The organism is Hymenobacter volaticus (genome assembly GCF_022921055.1).
GTDB lineage: Bacteria > Bacteroidota > Bacteroidia > Cytophagales > Hymenobacteraceae > Hymenobacter > Hymenobacter volaticus.
Window position 1 is genome coordinate 1,553,166 of the sequence record NZ_CP095061.1, and the last position, 20,145, is coordinate 1,573,310.

Consider the following 20,145-nt stretch of genomic DNA (forward strand, 5'->3'; position numbering starts at 1 on the left):
CCTTTCTGGTAATTTTAAACGAAGCGAACAAAGATTTAACTAATAACTAAGTGAAAGATAACTTTCAAATGATTGAATAATCATTGTTTCAATAAGTTTCGTTTTCTTATCTTTATTGTAAATAATCGTAACACAACGAAACGATGTCAAGCACTATCTCACCCGCTCAGTTTCAGCGCCAAACACTTTTGCAGCACTTACACGAGCAAGTAGTTTGGGATTTGCTCGTGATTGGAGGCGGCGCAACCGGGTTGGGGGTAGCCCTTGACGGCATCAGTCGGGGCTACAAAACCTTGTTGCTGGAGCAGGTGGACTACGCCAAGGGTACGAGCAGCCGTAGCACCAAACTAGTGCATGGCGGCGTGCGGTATTTAGCGCAGGGCGACGTAGCACTGGTGCGTGAGGCATTGTACGAGCGGGGTTTGTTACTAAAAAACGCGCCTCACTTGGTCAAAAACCAAGATTTCATCATTCCAAACTACGAATGGTGGGGCGGCCCATTCTACACCATCGGGCTGAAGATGTATGACTTGCTGGCCGGCAAGCTGAGCTTGGGCGCGTCGGTGCACCTCAGCAAACAAGAAACGCTACAGCGTCTACCCAACATTAAAGCTGAGGGGCTAAAAGGCGGCGTGCTCTACCACGATGGTCAGTTCGACGATGCCCGCTTGGCCATCAACCTTGCCCAAACGGCCATCGAGCAAGGTGGCACCCTGCTCAACCACTTCGAGGTGCGCGGGCTGCTGAAAGACGCGCAAGGCAACATAGCGGGCGTAACTGCCGCCGACCAAGAAACCGGTACCACTTATCAGGTGCGCGCCAAAGCCGTAGTGAATGCCACCGGCATCTTCGTAGACGACATTCTGCAGATGGATAAGCCCGGCGGCAAAAAGCTGGTGCGCCCAAGCCAAGGCGTCCACATCGTCCTCGACAAGTCGTTTCTACCCGGCGATGACGCCCTGATGATTCCGAAAACCGACGACGGACGCGTGCTTTTCGCGGTGCCGTGGCACAACCGCGTGGTAGTAGGCACTACCGATACGCCCCTCAAGGAATACAGCCAGGAACCGCAGGCCTTGGAAGAAGAAATCGAGTTTATTTTGCGCACCGCAGGCCGCTATCTTACCCGCGCGCCCAAGCGCAACGATGCGCTGAGCGTATTTGCGGGGCTACGGCCACTGGCCGCAACGGAAGGCGGGGGTGAGAAAACGCAGGAGATTTCGCGTAGCCACAAAATCTTGGTGTCAGAAGCCGGCCTGATTACCATCACCGGCGGCAAGTGGACCACTTACCGTCGCATGGGCCAGGACACAGTTGACAAAGCCATTGCGCTAGGCAAACTGCCCACTGCCCAAAGCCAAACGGCTCACCTGCCCATCCACGGCGCCCAAGCCACCCCCGACCGGAGCAACCACCTCTACGTGTACGGCACCGACCAGCCGGCCTTGCAACGGCTTATCGTTGAGCACCCCGAGTTAAGCGAAAAGCTAGACAGCACCCTGGAATTCCTGAAAGTGGAAGTAGTATGGGCTGCCCGCTACGAAATGGCCCGCACCGTGGAAGATGTGCTGGCCCGGCGGGTACGTGTGCTGTTCCTCGATGCTCACGCCGCCCTCCGAATAGCTCCGAAAGTGGCGGCCTTGCTAGCCCAAGAACTCGGCTACGATGAGGCCTGGCAGCAAGAGCAAGTAGTGGCATTCCGGCAGGTAGCTCAACATTATTTGCTGGAAAGCCAAGAAGTTCTGCAGCCAGAAAAGGTGTAGTAGGCCTACACCCCTCGGCTTCTTTGCCGGAGGAGAGGCCGCGGGAAGAGTCACCATTTTCAGCGTAAAGCATTGCTATGCCGAATGCTTTGCGCTTCTTGGCTACTGATATCCAACCTCCTCACTGTATACCTCCCACTATGCAGCAATTCATCCTTGCCCTCGACCAGGGCACCACCAGTTCCCGCGCCATCCTCTTCGATCAGAAAGGGCATATTGTATCGGAGGCGCAAAAGGAATTCACGCAGATCTTTCCCAAGCCCGGTTGGGTGGAGCATGATCCGCTGGAAATCTGGTCGACGCAGGCGGGGGTAGCCGCCGAGGCAACGGTGAAAGCGGGGCAGAACGGCAAAAGCATAGCGGCCATTGGCATCACCAATCAGCGCGAAACAGTGGTGGTGTGGAACCGCAAAACCGGCAAGCCGGTCTACAATGCCATTGTGTGGCAGGACCGCCGCACGGCCGAGTACTGCGACCAGTTGCGGGAAGAAGGGCAGGAAGACCTAATCCGCAACAAAACGGGCCTAGTGCTCGACGCCTACTTTTCGGCTAGCAAAGTCCGCTGGATACTTGACAATGTGAAAGGCGCCCGCCAACAAGCCGAAGCCGGCAAGCTCGCCTTTGGCACCGTAGACAGCTGGCTGATCTGGAATTTCACGCAGGGTGAGCTGCACGTCACGGACGTGACCAATGCCTCGCGCACCATGCTCTTCAATATTCACACGCTGGCATGGGACGATGAACTGCTGGCCCTATTTGCTATTCCGCGCAGCATGTTGCCGGAGGTGCGGCAATCGAGCGAGGTGTATGGCGAAACCAAAACCACGATTTTTGCCTCGAAAATTCCGATTGCAGGCATTGCCGGCGACCAGCAGGCGGCCTTGTTTGGGCAGCAGTGCGTACGTTCTGGCATGGTGAAAAGCACGTACGGCACGGGCTGCTTCATGCTCATGAACATCGGGACGGAAGCCCGGCTTTCGCAAAACAAATTGCTCACCACCGTGGCCTGGAAGATAGATGGGCAGGTGCACTACGCGCTGGAAGGCAGCATCTTCATTGCCGGCGCTGTAGTGCAGTGGCTGCGCGACAACCTCGGCATCATCAAAACTTCGGCCGAAGTAGAGCAACTTGCCAAGCAAGTCAGTAGCAGTGAAGGTGTATGCTTCGTGCCAGCTTTTGCCGGACTCGGGGCGCCACATTGGGACCAGTATGCGCGGGGCGTCATCTTCGGCATGTCGAGGGCTACCAAGGCGGCGCACATTGCGCGGGCTGCCGTGGAAGCCATTGCTTACCAAACTATGGACGTGCTCAAAGCCATGCAAGCCGACGCGGGCCTGCCCATTGCCGAACTGCGGGTAGACGGCGGCGCCACAGTCAACGAAACGCTGATGCAGTTCCTATCCGATGTGCTGAACACCAAAGTAGTGCGGCCCCGCATGGCCGAAACGACTGCCTTGGGTGCCGCTTATCTGGCAGGGCTAGCTGTGGGCTACTGGAAAAATGTAGAAGAGATTCAAAATCTCAATCACGCTGAAACTTCGTATAGTCCGAAAGCTGACCAAGCGCCTATTCAGGAAGGAATTGCCAACTGGAACCGCGCCGTGCAGGCGTTGCAGGTGTGGGCCAAGGGCGCTCAACCCGCTAAACAAACTACTTTCTCAACCACTCAACCCCAAACCACCGAAGCCTGATGAGTCCTTTTGTTGCAGAGTTTGTCGGGACTACGGTGTTGTTATTGTTGGGAAATGGGGTGGTAGCCAACGTCGTGCTTACCGACACGAAGGGCCACAACAGCGGCTGGCTGGTGATTACCACGGCTTGGGCCTTGTCGGTGTATGTGGGGGTGGTGATTGCCGGGCCAGTGAGTGGAGCGCATTTGAATCCGGCCGTGACGGTGGGGCTGGCCGTAGCCGGCAAGTTTGCCTGGAATTTGGTCTTGCCGTATCTGGCAGCGCAGTTTGGTGGGGCTTTTGTGGGTGCCGCGCTGGTGTGGTTGCTCTACAAAGACCACTTCGACCGTACCGCCGAGACGCGTCTGAAACTGGCTGTATTTTGCACCGGACCAGCCATTCGCAACCACGCTTCCAACCTGCTTAATGAAACGGTTGGTACGCTAGTGCTAGTGCTGGCGGTGTTTTTCATTGCCGGCGCCGAAATCACTCCTACGCACACGCCCGTCGGCTTAGGCTCAGTAGGCGCGCTGCCCGTAGCCCTGGTGGTGTGGGTAGTTGGCTTGGGCCTTGGCGGCACCACTGGCTACGGCATCAATCCCGCCCGTGACTTGGCCCCGCGGCTGGCACACGCGCTGCTGCCCATCCGCGACAAAGGTCCAAGCGAGTGGACCTACGCCTGGATTCCTGTGGTAGGCCCGTTTCTCGGTGGCATACTAGCAGCGGCGCTGTTTCTGGTATTGGGTTAGTTGAAACTGTAGGTTGTAAGCTTCACCCAATACCGACTACAAAGGCAATTAGAACTACTTCTATAGAAGCTCATCTGCTTCTACATTACTCAAGGTACCATGCGTTTACGCTATATGCGCAAAATACTATTACTCCTATTTTGTATCTACAGCCATTTCGCGAGCGGCCAAGTCTTTGAGGCTGGCTACGTGGTGCTAAGTCAAGGCGACACGCTACGAGGCGAAGTTGAAAACGCTTTCTGGGAAGATACTCCCACAAGCATCCGGTTCCGTTCCGCTACTAAGGAACTGACCACATACAGCGGACGCCAGCTTCGTACCGCCTACTTGGCTAGTGGTCGACTATTACGGAAAGAACTACTGCCCATTGACCGCAGTGCCCAAACCGATATTACCCGCCTAACAGCTAGCGTAAGAGGCCAACAGCAGATGGATTCCGTTCTGGCCGATGTAATAGTAATAGGACCGTCTTCTTTGCTGTCCTTAACGCTGCAGAATGTAAAACACTTCTTCGTACGACGCGAAGCTCGGCCCTATTTGGAAATGGCAGAACGCCGCTACTTGATTACGGACGCGCAAGGCACGAAGCGTGCAGCCGACGGCAACGATTATAAAAATCAGTTACGGGTGTATTATGGAGATTGTCCGGCTGCAATGGCTGCCGTTGACAAAGGACCGTTTACAGCAGAAGGCCTACGTGCTGTTGTGCAGACATACAACCAGCAATGCTCTGCTATTGGCAAAGCTGGTTTGGAAATCAGGAGAGAAGAAACAAAGCAAGCCAAAGTTATCGTTCGGCTAGGCCTAGTTGCCGGAGTGCGTTACAATTCTCTACGCTCTCATAATTTCGGCTACACTGCCCAAACTAGGGCCGTACTCGACAAGTACAACCTTGATGGTCAACTCAACCTGCAAGGTGGTGGCTACTTGGATCTTGTCAATGCGGGACGCCGGCTGGCCCTGCATGCCGCTCTACTCATTTCGCGTTTCGGTAACTCAGGTATAATCGATTTGCCTACCCTTGATTCAAACGAATCGGCCACTTTTCAGCGACATGGTACGCTGCTTTCGCTGCAGTATGGCGTGCGCGGCTTTCCTGCAGTTGGCCAGCAACTGCAGGTTGTGTTAGGTGGCGGCTTTGAAGTAAATCAGATTCTCACCTCAACTTCAGAGTTTGAATATATTGGCGTGAGAAAAGATTTCTTGTACGGTTTCAAAAGTAACCTGCTGCCTTATTTGGAAGCCGGCCTCAGCCGCGACCGGTTGGCCCTGGTATTTACGGGTCGGCTGTACGAGAAGGAAAACTATTCTCACTACGCCTCCAAAGCTAACCCCCGTTTAATGACTTACGAGGTAACTCCTTGGAGTCTTAGCGCATCGCTCAGCTACCGGCTGAATGCTAATCCCGATCTACGGGACAACGCCAAACCAACTCGTTAAGGTTTAGCGTCGTTGATTTCTATCCAGTAGCCATCGGGGTCTTGCAGATAGATCTGCTTAACACCGTCGGCGCGAACGGTGGGCGCTTGGGCATCCCCTTTAAGGTTGGTGTAGCGCACCTTTTGCTTTTCAAGGCGGCTGGTTAAGGTGGTTAGGGAAGGCACGCTAAAGCAGAGGTGCACGTTCTTCTCCGGCGTTACAGTGCAGGTTCCTTGAATAATGTGCAGCTGCAAGCCCGGACCTATCTTAAGCCAGCTGTGGCGGCCGTCATTGAATGGGTTGGGCGTTTCCTCTAACTCTAAAACCGATTTGTAGAAATTGTTGCTTGTGGCAAGGTCACGCACGCAAATAGCGGAGTGATTGAAGGTTAGCGCGTTCTTCGACTGCGCTTTCGCAAATTGTAGCCCTACTAAACTTAGCATCAGAAGGGAAAGAAGGGCACGTTTCATTCAGTGATTTTCTTGTGGTGGGTTGTGAACTTGGCACAAGATAAACAGGATGGCAAAAGAACCTAATGGGGCTCTCTTACCATCCTGTTTTCTTTGACGAGTTTCGGTGCTAGCAGCTAGCGGTTAAGTTCTTTGCTACTTCACGGCTACGTTCTTCTTGGCGAAGTCGGCGGCAGCTTGGTTGAGCTGTTTGGCCGACAGGGTTTTGCTGCCTTCGTCGATCAGCACGCGGTAGCGGAACGTTACCGATTCGCCTTTCTTGAGCTGGAGGTTTTTGGCAGTGGTGCCGTTGGTGAAAATCTTTTCGCCGAGCGGATTTGCCGCAAATAAACCATAGCCCCGGGCGTGCCAGAACGTGGGGTAGTTCGGATTCTTGGGATGGTCGAGAATGGCAATGCTCACCGAATCCTGCCCCATCTTACCATACACCTTGCACCACGCGGCGCGGGTGCTCCAAGCGTCGTTGCCGCGCTTGCCGGTGCTGGTGAGGTAGGTGCCATTCGGCACCTTGTCGGTGCCGGCTTTCACCACCGTCACGATGCCCTTGCTGTCGGTGAACTTCTCGTCTTTGTCGCTCGGGATTTGCAACTCGTGCGCCAACCGCAAGCCAAGCAGGCCATCCTTGGCGTCGGTGAACGTCACCACGTCCATCACGGCTTTCAGCGTCGTGACCCGATCGATGGTGCGTTCACGGTCGGTACCGCTGAACTCGAAGCGGGTGTTTTCCTCCAGCAAAACCTCGTTTTTCTGGTTGGTCCAGTTGGCGTGGTAGGCCAGTGTGCCAGTGGGGCCGCTGGTGGTTTCCAAAATCTTATCGGTCTTGATCCACCCGTACGAGCCTTTCTTGTCAGCCGGAATGGCGTAGGAATTGTTCCAGAAATCGAGTCCATTTACGTTCTCGAAGTTGAACCACAGCCCGAGGTGGTGCGGGTGGTCGGTGGGGTCACCGGGCTTGGGCGCCACCGGGAATCCGCGCGTCACGACGGTGCCGTTGGCGGCGTGCAGCGGGTACAAAACCGGCTTTTCGAGGGAATCGGGGTACAGCAGGGTCGTGAACAATTGCTTGCCCACAAACACGTCAATCTTCTTGGCTTTCGGGTCCTTGACCACGCGCACTTGCTCGGTTTTTTGAGCTTCGGCAACGGAGGTGCAAGTCAGCGCCAGCAGCAGGGCTCCGGCGCAGGGTAGGGTGACTAATTGCATCAGGTTTCGGTTAAGTGGTTACGCCACAAATGCTTTGCCACCGACCATTACTTCCTGCGTTTTCTCATCGAAGGTGGCCTTCATGCCCGTGTGCACGGCCGCGTTGGTCATGATGGTAGCAATGGAGTGGCTGTAGCCGGCCTCAACGGGCGCGTTGGGCTGCTTGCGGCTGCGCACGCACTCCATCCAGTTGCGGACGTGGTTGGAAGTCAGCTTGTCGCCGCCAGTGTTGGCCGAAGCAATAACTGGCTCCACGGCCGACAGACTAGCCGAAGCCAACAGATTGGGCTGCATTTTCATGGCCTCGGCCATCTTTTGCGTGAGCCCACCAGTCGGCGAAATAGTGTTGGTGTTCAGGTTCAGCTCGCCCCCGTTGGAGTAGTAGATTTCAGTAGGCTTTTCGTCGCCGTTGTGCATCCGGGAGCCGAACGTTACCTGAAAGCCTTTGCTCATATCATTCGTTGGGCCGTAGTCGAACACGGCCGTGATGGTGTCCCAATTGCGGCGGCCATCTTTCCACATATAAATGCCGCCGTTGGCCACCACGCTGCGCGGGTGCTGCAAGCCCGTAAACCAGTGTACGGTATCAATCTGGTGGCTCATCCACTGGCCCGGCAAGCCCGACGAGTAGGGCCAGAACAACCGAAACTCCAAGTACTTGCGTGCGTCAAACGCCTCGGTGGGCCGGTTCATTAAGTAGCGCTTCCAGTCCGTATCCGATTCTTTGAGCTGCGGAATCAAATCGGGGCGGCGCCAGCGGCCGGGCTGGTTGACGTTCCAGGTTAGTTCCACCATCGTGATGGGGCCAAACTTGCCGGATTTGATGAATTCCTCAGCGGCGTGGTAGTTGGCACCGCTGCGGCGCTGTGAGCCAATTTGTACGATTTGTTTGGAATTCTTGATGGCTTTGAGAGCGGCCCGGTTGTCTTCCATGGTTTCGGCAAACGGCTTCTCCACGTACGCGTCGCAGCCGGCTTTCACGGCCTCAATGGCGTGCAGCGCATGTTGGAAGTCGGCGGTGCTGATGAACACGGCGTCCACCAACTTCTTGTCGTACATCTCCTCGTTGTTGCGGCAGGCCACTACGTCGTGCTGCAACTTCTCTTTCCAAGTGGCGGCGCCTTCTTCGCGGCGCTTTTTCCAGATGTCCGACACGGCCACTACGTCGAAGTTCAACTCCTTGTAGTGGTTCATGAAGCACGGGATGTGCGAGCTTTTGTGGCGGTCGGAAAAGCCTACCACCCCCACGCGTACCCGGTCGTTGGCGCCAATAATGCGTTTGTAGCTGCTGGCCGACCAAGCAACTTGTGAAAACATCACCCCGGCGCTAGCCAGAGCGGTTGTCTTAAGAAAATCGCGACGTTGATATGACATGAGAAAGGAAGGTTGAGTGGTGAGGAAGGCGATTAGTTATTTCAACTCTTTGATTTTGATGCTCCGAAACGAGACATTGTTGCCGTGGTCCTGCAACAAGATATGACCCGCTGGAGCCTCTCCGAAGTTCGGCCAGATCTTGTGCTTGCTCATAGCTACCAATTCTCTGAATTCTTTGGAGCCCCGCGTGTATTCCAGCACTTTAGCGCCGTTCAGGTAGTGCTCCACCCGTTTGTCGGGGTAAGCCACCACGCGACCCACATTCCACTCCCCAATCTTGTGAATGAAGCGTGGGTTTTTGTCGGCTTTCATGAGGTCGTAGAGCGAGGCCAGCGTGCGGTTGCCGTCGCGCCCGAGTTTAGCATCGGGGTGCAGCTCGTCGTCGAGAACTTGATATTCCGGCCCGATTGCTGAGCCCTCGCTTTTCTCGGCCAGGGTCACGAAGTATTTCAGGCCGCTGTTGGCGCCCGGCGTCAGCTTGAACTCAAACGACAAGTCGAAAGCCTTGAACTCGGCATTGGTGACGATGTCGCCGCCATTGGTGGATTCCTTGCCTTCCGAGGGCATTACGCTCATTGTGCCATCGTTCACCTGCCAGCCTTTGGTAGGGAAAGCCGTGTCCTTGGCGCTGCGCCAGCCCGCTGAGGATTTGCCGTCAAACAACAGCTTCCAGCCGTGCTCTTTTTCGTAGGGCGTCAGCATGTTGGGCATGAAGTTGACTACGTAGATGTCGGTCGGGAAGGCACTTGGCTTAAGGTCGGTGGTCTTGATCTTGATGTTTTTGAAGTAGACCTTCTTGCCTTCCTGCTCCTTGGTGGTGATGCCGTGCACTTGCAAGCCAATGAAGCCGTTGGCATCCACGGGGTCCACCACGTAGGCCACTGGCGTGTTGTTCAACCAGGTTTTCATCTCGTTGCCGATGCACTCAATTTTCACGTGGTTGTACTGCCCCACCTTGAAAAGCGGCTTGGCCTTAGGGTTCAAATCCAGCGGGTACAGCCACTGCCGGCGTGCCTCGTCATACACGCCGCCCGACCAGCTCCGCTCGGAAGGGTCGATTTCCACCTGTCGACCGTACACTTTGTTCTCGAAGCCGGGCGTGTTGAAATGGCTGCGCGTCTGCACACCCGAGTTGCTGACGTTGCTTTCCAGCATAATATCTAGCTCCAGTTGAAAGTCGCCGTACTCTTTCTCGGTGACCAGAAACGTGTTGCCGGAGTTCATGACCGTCGTCCCGACGATGGCGCCGTTTTCCACTTTGTAGTCGGCGGTGCCGGCCAGCCGCTTCCAGCCAGTCAGGGTTTTGCCATCAAACAGGTTCTGCCACGTATCGGCGGCTTTAGGCGTGGTAGGAGTAGAAGCCGGGGTGGGGCCGGGAGCAATGAACGTCAAAGCCGCCCAGGCGGCTCCGACAGTTACAGCTGTTACTTTTTCTAACATGTTAACTTTTGGAAGGTGAATGCTGAAGAAGAGGCGCTGCCATTGGCAGCGCCTCAACGTTAGTAGCCAGGATTTTGTGGAAAGGAAGCAACACCGCCTGCTGTGCGGTCAATCTGGTCTTGCGGAATAGGGCGCAGTTCGTGCTTGCCGGCAGTAATGGCTTGCGCATCTGGGTTCCATTTCTTGACGCGCTCCACTAGCACGCCCCAACGCTTGAGGTCAAACCAGCGGAACATTTCGCCCTGAAGCTCCCGCTCCCGCTCTTCCATGATGAAGTCCATGGTCAATTGGCTGGCCGTAATTTGCATGGCAGCTTCCTTACCAGGAAAAGCCGCTCGCCGGCGCACCGCGTTGATGAACGGCAACGCTTCAGCGGTCTTTCCACTTTTGAACAGAGCCTCTGCGGCAATCAGATACGTTTCAGCCAAGCGGAACATCAGGAAGTCGCGGCTGCCGGGCTGATACTGCAAATCGGGCCGCAGCGGGTCCAAGAACTTGGTTAGCGTCGGGAACAGGTTCGGGCGGTACAAGCTCGGCACCATCACCTGGTAGGGCTTCTTGGCCCGCTGCGCCAGCGGCATTTCGTAGCCAGGCAAGTAGATAGCCGTGTCGCCAAGCTTGAGCGTAACCGAGGGCTTGGAAGTATCAAACAGGTTGGTAAACGTGCCGGGGTTATTGCAGTAGTACACCGTCCGGTAGCTTTTCTGATAGCGCGAGTCGTTAACCCGGTTAGCAAAAGCAAATACGTTTTCTAGCATATACGTCGTGGGGCGGAAGCGCCGGAACGGGCGGCCAATGGAAACGTCGCGCTTCATGCCAGCTTGCGCATCATATTCCATCACGAAATATAAGTGCGTCTCGTTACCAACCCCGTTGGTGGTAGGGTCGGAGGTGTATTGCGTAGCCAAAATCACCTCGTCGTTGATTTCGCCCGAGCCTTGCTGAAACACGCTGGCGTAATCAGGCAGCAGCTTGTAGGTGTAGTTCTTGATGACGTTCTGCGCGTAGGTTGCCGCCTTGGTATAGTCATCAGCAGCAGCACCTTCCGAGGTAGCTTTCGTTAGGTACACCCTAGCAAGCAGATGCTCGCAGGCGCCTTTCGTCACGCGTCCGTAGTCGGGGGTTGTAGGCGTCAAGTCTGGCAAGGCCGATTCCAAGTCCGCTACGATGGCGGCGTACACGTCTTTTACCGGCGTCCGGGAAGCTTCCTTGGTCGCTGTCGTGACTTGGTTTAGCACCAAAGGCACGGCCCCGTAAAGCTGTACCAGCACGAAGTAGTGGTGCGCCCGCAACACCTTCACCTCTGCGACCCGACGTTTCTTAACCGCCTCGTCGAGGCCCGTTACGTTGGGCGCCTGATCGACGACGGCATTAGCCGTGCTGATGCCCACGTAAAGAGCATTCCAAATATCAACAATAGGCTGCGTGCGGCTATCCAACTGCGTTGTATACTGATTCATATACTTGTAGGTGCCATCGGACCCAAACGTATAAGTATCCGTACCAAACACGGTCACGTCCATGCCATTTTCGCGGCCGTAAAAATCTCGCAACGACGAGTATACGGCCTTCACGCCGGCATCGAAGCCCGCGGCCGTGGTGATGTAGCCAGAACCTACCTGCGAAACGACTTTCTCGTCTAGTAGGTCTTTGCAAGAAGAGGTAGCCAGCAACAACAAAGTTGCGGTTAGAGCTAGTTTACTGTATTTCAAGGTCTTCATGTCTCAATGGTATTGAAAGAGCTAGGCGCTGGCCTTAAAATTTTGCGTTGACACCGAACGTAACCAAGCGGGTTGACGGAATCTGGTCGGCATTCACTAAATCAGCCGTTTCTGGGTCAATTCCTTTGTACTTCGAGCGGAACTTGGCGAAAATGAAGGGCTGCTGAATGCTCGTGTAGAGGCGCAGGCCAGAAAGCTTGAGGGTTTGAGCGAGGGCGGGCGAGAAATTATAGCCGAAGTTGATGTTGCGCACCTTCACGAAAGAGCCATCGAAATACTGGAGCGTCGTGCCGTAAACCGGATCTTCCTGGTCTTTATTCGGACGGGGAAATTCGTTGGTAGGATTATTTGGCGTCCAGTAGTTGACGTCCAAGTTGTTGTAGCGACCCGCTAAGTGGTTGGTGGCAATGTGGAAATCGCTGCGAATCATGTTGCCGATCCGGGCGTAGATGAAGAAAGACAAGTCGAAGCCTTTGTAAGCGAACCGGTTGGTGATGCCGCCAGCCCAATCAGGAATGGTAGAACCGAGGATAATCCGGTCGTTGACGGCATCAATTTTCCCGTCGCCATTCTGGTCTTTGATCTTGATCTGGCCTACTCGCTGGCCATACGCTTTAGCAGCATCTTCTTCGCCTAGCTGCCAGATGCCAATTTTCTCGTAGTTGTAATACACCTGCAGCGGCTTCCCAATAAACCGCTGGTTACCAACGTCGTCGGACTTGCCGTTGAACAGTTCGATGATGGCCTCTCGGTTGCGGGTGTACTGCAAATCCGTGGACCAAGTAAAGCCGCTTGGCGAACTCACGTTTACGGTGGTCAGCGTCACTTCCACGCCGCGGTTGCGGGTATGTCCTACGTTTTGCAGTACCCGATCAAAGCCGTTGGAAATAGGCAGTTGGTTGTAGAGCAACAGATTGCGCGTATCGGCTTGGTAGGCTTCCACCGAACCAGAGACGCGGCCGTTCCACAGAATGAAGTCCATACCGATGTTGCCGGTGCTGGTGGTTTCCCACTTCAAGTCGTTGTTGCCGAGCGTGCCGACCCGGTAGCCATAACCTGGAGTAGTGCCAAACGCGTAGCTGGTGCGCGCCAGCAGGCTTTGAGTCTGATAAGGAGCAATGCCCGTATTGCCGATGGAGCCGTAGCTAGCCCGGATCTTAAGTTGATCGAGCCAGGTCAGGTCTTTCAAAAAGTCTTCATCGCCAGCATTCCAGCCCACGGCCACGGAGGGGAAGAAGCCATACTTGTTGTTGGAACCGAAGCGGGAGGAACCATCGTAGCGGCCCGTCAGCGTGAGCAGATACTTCTCTTTGAAGTCGTAGTTGACCCGACCCATAAACGACTGCAAGGTCCAGGTTTGCAGATCCGTACCGGGCGCGTTGAAAGAGCCAGCCTGGCCTAGGTTGTAAAAGGCTTGTGACTCAGCCGAAACGGCATTCACGTCAATAAAGGAGGTTTCATAGTTGTCGCGCTGCACCGAATGCAGGCCCGTCAAACTTAGGTTATGCACCCCGCCGAACTTCTTGTTATAGGTCAAAATGTTCTCAACAGTGTAGTTGAAGCGCTGCCCGTTTTCGACGCGTGCCGTCGGGGCCCCATTGCGCCGGGCGTTGGTGAGAGTACCCGTAAAGCGACCAAAACGCTGGTTGGTGAAGTCAGGGCCGAAGTTGACGCGGTATTTCAAGCCATCCACAATGTTCCATTCGCCATAAACGCTATTGAAAATGCGGACGGTCTTTGTTTGCGCAATGTTGGCGCCCGGTACTACTTCTGCGGCGGGGTTAGAGCGAAGACCATCAGGAGTAGGCAGGAAAATCATGTTTCCCTGATCATCATACGGTTGGCCGAGCGGGTTTTCGGACAAGGCACCACCGAAGGGGTGGAAACCGCGGGCTGTGTAGTTAGGATTGGGAAAGCCGTCGAAGGAGGGGTTGTTGATAGGGCTGTCCGAGCCGTTGTTGAGGCTGTACACCCCAAAGGTGGACGTACCAACCCGGATGCGGTTATTGATTTGGTGGTCGAGGTTGACGCGGAAGGTATAACGGGTAAAGTCTGTACGTCTCAGGATACCTTTTTCCTGGAAGTAGTTACCTGATATAGAAAACTGCGTTTTTTCGCTGCCGCCTTGCACCCCTACTTGGTGGCTTTGAATGGACCCTGTGCGTAGCAGCATCGACTGATAATCGGTGCTACGACCTTTGGCAATACCATCCAACTCAATGGCTGTGAACGTTTTCTGCTCGGAAGTAGTGGGGTTGTTGTCGTCGTAAATACCGGCGGCCCGGTAAGACTCGCGCTTGTATTCGGCAAATTCTTCCCCATTCATAACGTCTACTTTGCCGAGGGCTTTCGAGAAGCCTCCGTAGCCGTCGTAGCTTACCACCGTTTTGCCGGCTTTGCCGCGCTTAGTGGTTACCAGTACCACACCGTTGGCACCGCGCGAACCGTAAATACCCGTAGCCGAAGCGTCTTTCAATACTTCCAGCGAGGCAATGTCCTGTGGGTTGATGTCATCGATACCACCAGCTACCGGAATCCCGTCCACTACATACAGCGGGTCGTTGGAGGCGTTGATAGAGCGGCGACCCCGAATGCGCACTGTTACGCCACCACCCGGCTCACTGCCCGACTGAATCACGTCGACACCGGCAGCGCGGCCTTGCAAGGCTTGGCGGGCGTTGGTTACCGGCAATTCCGCTATTTCCTTGGAAGTTACCGAGGATATAGCACCGGTGGTTTGGCTTTTCTTTTGGGTACCGTAGCCAACTACCACTACGTCGGCCAGGGCCTGCGAATCTTCCTTGAGCGTGACGTTGATTTGCTTGCGGCCATCAATGTTAACGGTTTGCGCAACCAAGCCCACCGAGGAAATCACAAGCGCGGTGGCATTGGCTGGCGCTTGCACCGTGAATTTGCCATCGGGGTCGGTGCTGGCGCCCACGGTGGTGCCCTTTACTTGAACTGTGACGCCAGGCAGCCCAGCGCCTTTTTCATCAACTACGCGGCCGCTAATTTCTGTAACGCCTTGCTGTGCCCACGCTCCAGTGGCAAGGCAAAGTAGCAGCAGCAACAGTAGGAGAGGCATCTTACGGATGGGAGGTGTGTAGAATGTGGTCATAAGATGATGGATTGAGGAAGGTGAGAAAAGATTGAAGCGTTTTTGCAGCGTCCTAGTCGTGCTTCCAATTAGTGTTTGCTTCTAGAAGACAGAGTTCCAGTGTGCATCGCTAAGCTAGAGGCAAACAGTATCAGATAGATAGAGCAACCTGCTCTTTAGTTACGCAAACGTTTTCGTAAATCGCAATCGATAGCATAAGAGCGGCCAGATATTCTTGTAAAATCAATCAGCTAGCAGAAAGAACGGGTAGGCGTACTTCGGCCTAGATTGCCGATAGTAAAAGCAGTAGCAGATAGCGCAAACTGCAAGGGAGCAAAAGCGAAGAGAATTGCTATCGATGGTCATATTAAATATAGCTTTTTCCCCAACTCTCCTGTACTCTCCCGATCTGGGTCTTTGGTTCAGCAAGGCCAAGGCTACTAAAATAGAAGCTGTAGGGTGCTAATTATGCTGGAGGAATGAAGTAGTATTACCAAGCGGCACCAAATACCGGTATCTACAGGATGCTCTGTATTTGCTAGTTAGTGAACTTGATTTCGATTGCGAGGCGGTATTATTTCCAAGGCAAGCCCCCTCGCAACACCTACGCACCTACCTGCCTACTCTTCTCGGTCATGAACTGTGGTGTTCTTTTCGCCTTCATGCTATGGCTGCTCCCGGCTAGCGGAACGCCACTCAAGCCATTTCAGCTAAACGGCTACGCGCAGGGAACAACCTATTCCATCACCTACTACGCCCCGGATAGCCTCGTCACAAGCACGGAGGTAAGGCAGCAGCTAGCCGAAATCGATGCTTCGCTCTCGCTTTATAAGCCGAACTCGTTGATCAATCAATTCAATCAGTCGGCAACCGGGGTAGTGGCCGACCGGCATTTACGAGTGGTAGTTCAGAAGGCCTTAGACGTGTATCAGCAGACAGGCGGCTTGTTTGACGCCACGGTGCAGCCGCTGGTGCAGGCATGGGGTTTTGGAACTCGACCTACCGAAACTGCCCCGTCGGCGGCGGCCATCCAGGCTATCCTGCCGGCTATTGGCTCCAATAAAATTCAGCTGCGCGGCGATTCGCTGGTAAAGAAAGTGCCCGCTGTGCACCTCGATTTAAACGGCATTGCCCAAGGCTACACCGTGGATGTGTTGGCTTCCTTGTTGGAGCGCAAGCGCATTCGCAATTACTTGGTGGAGCTTGGCGGCGAAATACGCGTGCGGGGCCGCAAACAGCCGGGCGGGGAGATGATGCGCATCGGCATCGAGCGGCCCGACAGTAGTGGCTGGCAGATGCCAAGTATGCAGCAAATCATTCAGTTAAGCGCGGGTGGTGTTACTACCTCCGGCAATTATCGTAAATTTAAGCAGGAGGGAGCGGTGCGAAACGCGCACCTCATCGACCCAAAAAGTGGTTATCCATTTCAAAATGAAATGATCAGCGTGACAGTGGTAGCGCCCGACGCCATGACTGCCGACGCCTACGATAACGCCTTGATGGGCATGGGAGTAGCGAAAGCACTAGCGTTTTTGCGTACGCACCGCGACCTTCAAGCCTACTTCATCTACCAGCGCCCCAACGGCACGGTGGCCGACACTGCCTCCTCAGGATTCCAACAATTAGTATCCCACCCATGATCCTCCTTCCAAGACGTGATTTTCTGAAGACCACCGGTCTGCTCACCGGCGGCCTATTGCTAGGTACTCAAGTAGGAGAAGCGTTTGCTGCGCCCGCAGCCAACGGCAAACTCAGAATCGGCGTTATCGGTTGCGGCGACCGGGGCACCGGCCTGCTCAAAATCTTGCAGGAACTGCCCGATAAATACGAAGTAACGGCGCTGTGCGACGAGCTACCCTTCCGCCTGCGTGATGCGCAGAAAATAGGTTCGGCTAGCAAAGCCAAAACCTATGCCGACTACCACGCGCTGCTCGATTCGCGCAACGTAGATGCCGTCATTATTTCGGTGCCGCTGAACATGCACTTTGCGGTGGCCAAGGCGGCGCTGCTGGCTGGCAAGCAGGTGTACCTGGAAAAAACGATGACCCACAACATCGAGCAGGCCACAGAACTGGTGACTATTGCGCAGCAGCGCCCCAATCAGATTTTGCAAGTTGGGCACCAGTACCGCTACTCGCCGCTCTACTATCGGGTCAAGGAAATGATAGATAAGGGTTACTTGGGGAAAGTGACGCAGATCGACTGCCGCTGGGACCGAAACGGTAGCTGGCGGCGCCCGGTACCCGAGCCAAGCTTGGAGCGCAAGATCAACTGGCGTATGTACCGCGAGTACTCCGGCGGGTTGGCCGCCGAACTGCTTTCGCATCAGATCGACTTCATCCATTGGGCCTTCAATACCTACCCGGATGAAATCTTCGGGACTGGCGGCATCGACTACTACAAAGACGGCCGCGAAACCTACGACAACGTGCAAGTAATGATGCGCTACGCCCGCGAAGGCATGGTCGGCAACTTCGGCGCCACTTGTGGCAACGCCCGTGACGGGTACTTGTTCAAGCTAAAAGGCACCAAGGGCACCATTTCCTTGCTCATCGACCAAGGCATCTACTATCCCGAAAAGGAGACTCTGAAGCAGTACGGCACCGTGGACGGCGTAACGGGCGCCACCAAAATTACGTGGGACAAGAACGGCGGTATTCCTATCACCACCGAGCCGTTGAAAGATGGTTCTTGGTACGCCCTGAACGAGTTTTATAAAGCGGTGCAGGAGAAGAAAATGCCCGATTCCAACGTCTTCACCGGGGCGCGGGTGGCGTGCGCCGTGTACATGGCAAATCAGGCCATCTACAATCACACCATTGAGAAGTGGCGGCCCGAGTTCAACTTCAGTTAACCGGCAGCAAGTCACGCTGGTACGCTCAATTTTGTCATAACGATGGCCCGCGTAGCATTCTTTCCGGCTACTCGTGGGCTCGTTATGTATAATTTATACTTCATAACTTGAGTTATGAAACCCGTTAATCTCAAACGCTTAGCCGAGGAACTCAACCTTTCTGTTGCCACGGTTTCAAGAGCGCTCAACGATAGGTATGACATCTCGCAGCCCACCAAAGACCGGGTGCGGGAGTTGGCTAGCAAGCTTAACTACGAACCTAACCCGTACGCCAGCGGCTTACGTCGGCAGAAAAGCAAAACCATTGGGGTCGTTATACCGGAGGTGGCCAACCATTTCTTTTCGCTGGCAATCAATGGGATAGAGGAAGTAGCCCGCGCCAACAACTACCACGTGCTGATCTACCTGACTCACGAAGACTACGAGCGTGAGGTATCGGTGGCGCGTCTGCTGGCCAGCGGCCGGGTGGAAGGCATTATGATATCGGTAGCCAGCGGCAGCCAGGACTACAGCCACCTAGATTCGTTGCAGGAAAAAGGGATTCCGCTGGTGTTTTTCGACCGGGTGCACGAGGGAATAGCTACCGCCAACGTCACGACCAACGACTACGAAAGCAGCTTTGAGGCCACTCGGCACTTACTCGATAGCGGGTGCCGGTCGGTTGCACACCTAAACCTTTCTAAGAGTTTGTCTATCGGGAAGCGTCGGCTGCAAGGCTACGTAGATGCTTTGCAAGCCAGTGGTATTCCGTTCGACGAAGAGCTTGTAGTGCACGCGCAAGCCAACAAGGTGCAGGACATTGAAACCATCCAGGAATTGCTGCTGAAGCGCCCGGACATAGACGGGTTTTTTGCCTCGGTCGAGAGCTTGGCTATGTGCTGCTACGAGGCTTGCCGCAACCTCCACCTGTCCATTCCGAACGATATCAAGGTCATTGGCTTCTCCAACCTGGAAACCGCCTCGTTGCTAGACCCGCCCCTCACCACCGTAACGCAACCTGCCTACGCAATCGGAAAAGAGGCTGCCCAAATCCTGTTCCGCGCCATCACCAAAAACGTCCCTATTGCGGCAAGTCAGAGCGTGGAGTTGAAATCCGAATTGATTGTCAGGGGCTCTACCGGTGCTTCGGTGGACGTGGTTGTGGCAAAGATCCGCTAAGCCGGAGTGCGCACCTTGGCGGGTTTAGCGGTGATGCCTGCCGCCAACACGCCCACTACGGCTCCCATCACGGCAACTAGCGCAAAAGAAACACGCAAACTGAACACCTCGCCCAATAAGCCAATCAGCGGCGGACCCAGCAGAAACCCGAAATACCCGATAGTAGAAACTAGCGCTAGCGCCACGCCGGGAGCCACGGTGCGCGCTTGCCCGGCGGCCGAGTAGGAAAGAGGCGTAACTGAGGCAATGCCAAAGCCCACCAGCAGAAACCCGATAATGGCGGGCACTAGGTACGGGAGCAGCACGGCCAGCAGCAGCCCCGAAGCAATGAGGGCGCTGCTGACTTGCAACATCCGGGCGGCTCCGAAACGGTGGGTTAGGTAGTCGGAAATGAAGCGGCCCAAGGCCATGGTGCTCATGCAGGCCACGTAGCCGCTGGTAACCAGGGTAGCATCGGGCTGCACCACCCGCTGAAAGTACACGCCGCTCCAATCGAACATGCAGCCCTCGCAAAGCATGCCGCAGAACGCAATAAGGCCGATGCGTAACAAGTAAGGTTCGGGGCGGCGCAAGCTCATACCACCAGCCTCGCTGCCTTCATCTTCAGGCAATGTGAACTGATGGGCTACTGCAATAAGGAGCACTCCCAAGCCGGCTACTAGCAAGAAGTGGGAGAGGGGCGTTTGTTGCCAGCCGATGAGCAGCGTGCCGAGGGCGCCACCCAAGAAACCCGCCAAGCTCCAGAGCCCATGAAACGAACCCATGATGGGTTTGCCGTAGTGCGCCTGCACGTTGATGGCTTGCGTATTGACGGACACATTGAGCAGGTTGCCGGCAAAGCCAAATAAGGCCAGCGCCGGGGCCAGCGTCCAGAAACTCTCCACCCAACCAAGCAGCGGCAGAAACACCGCGTACAGCGTTGCCGACAGTAATACCACCATCCGGCTGCCCCAATTATGCACTAGCCAGCCGGCCAGCGGTAGCGCAACAAGCGAACCAACGGGCATGGCGAGTAACAGTTGCCCAATGTCTCCCTCGCTCAAGCCGAGCTTCAAACTGATGTCGGGGATGCGGGAAGCCCAACTGGCGAAGCAGATACCTGCTTGAAAGAAAACGGCCGCAACGGCAATTCGGCTCTTAGTAGTGGATGGCAGCATGGTAGGCAAAAGTCGCGCAAAGGTACGAGCAGTTACACAATCGGTTGTGTTTACCGCTTAGGATTGGTAG

General features: G+C 55.1%; 14 protein-coding genes. 7 read left to right on the forward strand and 7 right to left on the reverse strand.

What is annotated here, in order from left to right; all coding sequences use genetic code 11:
* Nucleotides 1-143: 143 nt before the first annotated feature.
* From MUN86_RS06770 to MUN86_RS06785, 4 genes are all read left to right on the forward strand, one after another.
* The gene (locus tag MUN86_RS06770) at nt 144-1,763 is read left to right on the forward strand and encodes a glycerol-3-phosphate dehydrogenase/oxidase (RefSeq protein WP_245123302.1); all 1,620 of its coding nucleotides are present in this window, start codon (nt 144-146) and stop codon (nt 1,761-1,763) included.
* Between the two features lie 140 nt (nt 1,764-1,903).
* A complete protein-coding gene (gene glpK / locus MUN86_RS06775; RefSeq protein ID WP_245123304.1) occupies nt 1,904-3,454 on the forward strand; it encodes a glycerol kinase GlpK in 1,551 nt (516 codons plus the stop codon).
* Complete coding sequence (locus MUN86_RS06780) at nt 3,454-4,182, forward strand: MIP/aquaporin family protein (RefSeq protein WP_245123307.1); 729 nt, start codon at nt 3,454-3,456, stop codon at nt 4,180-4,182. The genes glpK and MUN86_RS06780 overlap by 1 nt, the downstream gene beginning before the upstream one ends.
* Nucleotides 4,183-4,296: 114 nt before the next feature.
* The gene (locus tag MUN86_RS06785) at nt 4,297-5,622 is read left to right on the forward strand and encodes a hypothetical protein (RefSeq protein ID WP_245123311.1); all 1,326 of its coding nucleotides are present in this window, start codon (nt 4,297-4,299) and stop codon (nt 5,620-5,622) included.
* On the opposite strand, the gene MUN86_RS06790 is transcribed toward MUN86_RS06785, so the two are convergent.
* The 6 genes from MUN86_RS06790 to MUN86_RS06815 form a co-directional block, all read right to left on the reverse strand.
* Entirely contained in the window at nt 5,619-6,071 is a 453-nt protein-coding gene (locus MUN86_RS06790) for a VOC family protein (RefSeq protein WP_245123313.1), read from the reverse strand. The genes MUN86_RS06785 and MUN86_RS06790 overlap by 4 nt on opposite strands.
* A 135-nt stretch (nt 6,072-6,206) precedes the next feature.
* Complete coding sequence (locus MUN86_RS06795) at nt 6,207-7,274, reverse strand: DUF6807 domain-containing protein (protein WP_245123316.1); 1,068 nt, start codon at nt 7,272-7,274, stop codon at nt 6,207-6,209.
* An 18-nt stretch (nt 7,275-7,292) separates the two neighbouring features.
* The gene (locus MUN86_RS06800; protein WP_245123318.1) at nt 7,293-8,648 is read right to left on the reverse strand and encodes a Gfo/Idh/MocA family protein; all 1,356 of its coding nucleotides are present in this window, start codon (nt 8,646-8,648) and stop codon (nt 7,293-7,295) included.
* Between the two features lie 36 nt (nt 8,649-8,684).
* Complete coding sequence (locus MUN86_RS06805; RefSeq protein ID WP_245123321.1) at nt 8,685-10,088, reverse strand: 3-keto-disaccharide hydrolase; 1,404 nt, start codon at nt 10,086-10,088, stop codon at nt 8,685-8,687.
* Nucleotides 10,089-10,147: 59 nt separating this feature from the next.
* Complete coding sequence (locus tag MUN86_RS06810) at nt 10,148-11,809, reverse strand: RagB/SusD family nutrient uptake outer membrane protein (RefSeq protein ID WP_245123323.1); 1,662 nt, start codon at nt 11,807-11,809, stop codon at nt 10,148-10,150.
* Between the two features lie 34 nt (nt 11,810-11,843).
* Nucleotides 11,844-14,927 (reverse strand): SusC/RagA family TonB-linked outer membrane protein, encoded by a 3,084-nt coding sequence (locus tag MUN86_RS06815; protein WP_245123326.1) that lies wholly within the window; start codon nt 14,925-14,927, stop codon nt 11,844-11,846.
* A 641-nt stretch (nt 14,928-15,568) separates the two neighbouring features.
* Here MUN86_RS06815 and MUN86_RS06820 point away from each other — a divergent pair.
* The 3 genes from MUN86_RS06820 to MUN86_RS06830 all read left to right on the forward strand — a co-directional run bounded on the left by MUN86_RS06820 (nt 15,569) and on the right by MUN86_RS06830 (nt 18,918).
* Nucleotides 15,569-16,546, forward strand: coding sequence for an FAD:protein FMN transferase (locus MUN86_RS06820; protein WP_245123328.1), 978 nt, complete (start codon nt 15,569-15,571; stop codon nt 16,544-16,546).
* Nucleotides 16,543-17,760: a Gfo/Idh/MocA family protein gene (locus MUN86_RS06825; protein WP_245123331.1), complete on the forward strand. Its 1,218-nt coding sequence runs from the start codon at nt 16,543-16,545 to the stop codon at nt 17,758-17,760. The genes MUN86_RS06820 and MUN86_RS06825 overlap by 4 nt, the downstream gene beginning before the upstream one ends.
* A gap of 114 nt (nt 17,761-17,874) precedes the next feature.
* Nucleotides 17,875-18,918, forward strand: coding sequence for a LacI family DNA-binding transcriptional regulator (locus tag MUN86_RS06830; protein ID WP_245123333.1), 1,044 nt, complete (start codon nt 17,875-17,877; stop codon nt 18,916-18,918).
* Here the strand turns inward: MUN86_RS06830 and MUN86_RS06835 are convergent.
* Nucleotides 18,915-20,075, reverse strand: a complete 1,161-nt coding sequence (locus MUN86_RS06835; RefSeq protein WP_245123334.1) for an MFS transporter — start codon at nt 20,073-20,075, stop codon at nt 18,915-18,917. The genes MUN86_RS06830 and MUN86_RS06835 overlap by 4 nt on opposite strands.
* Nucleotides 20,076-20,145: the final 70 nt, after the last annotated feature.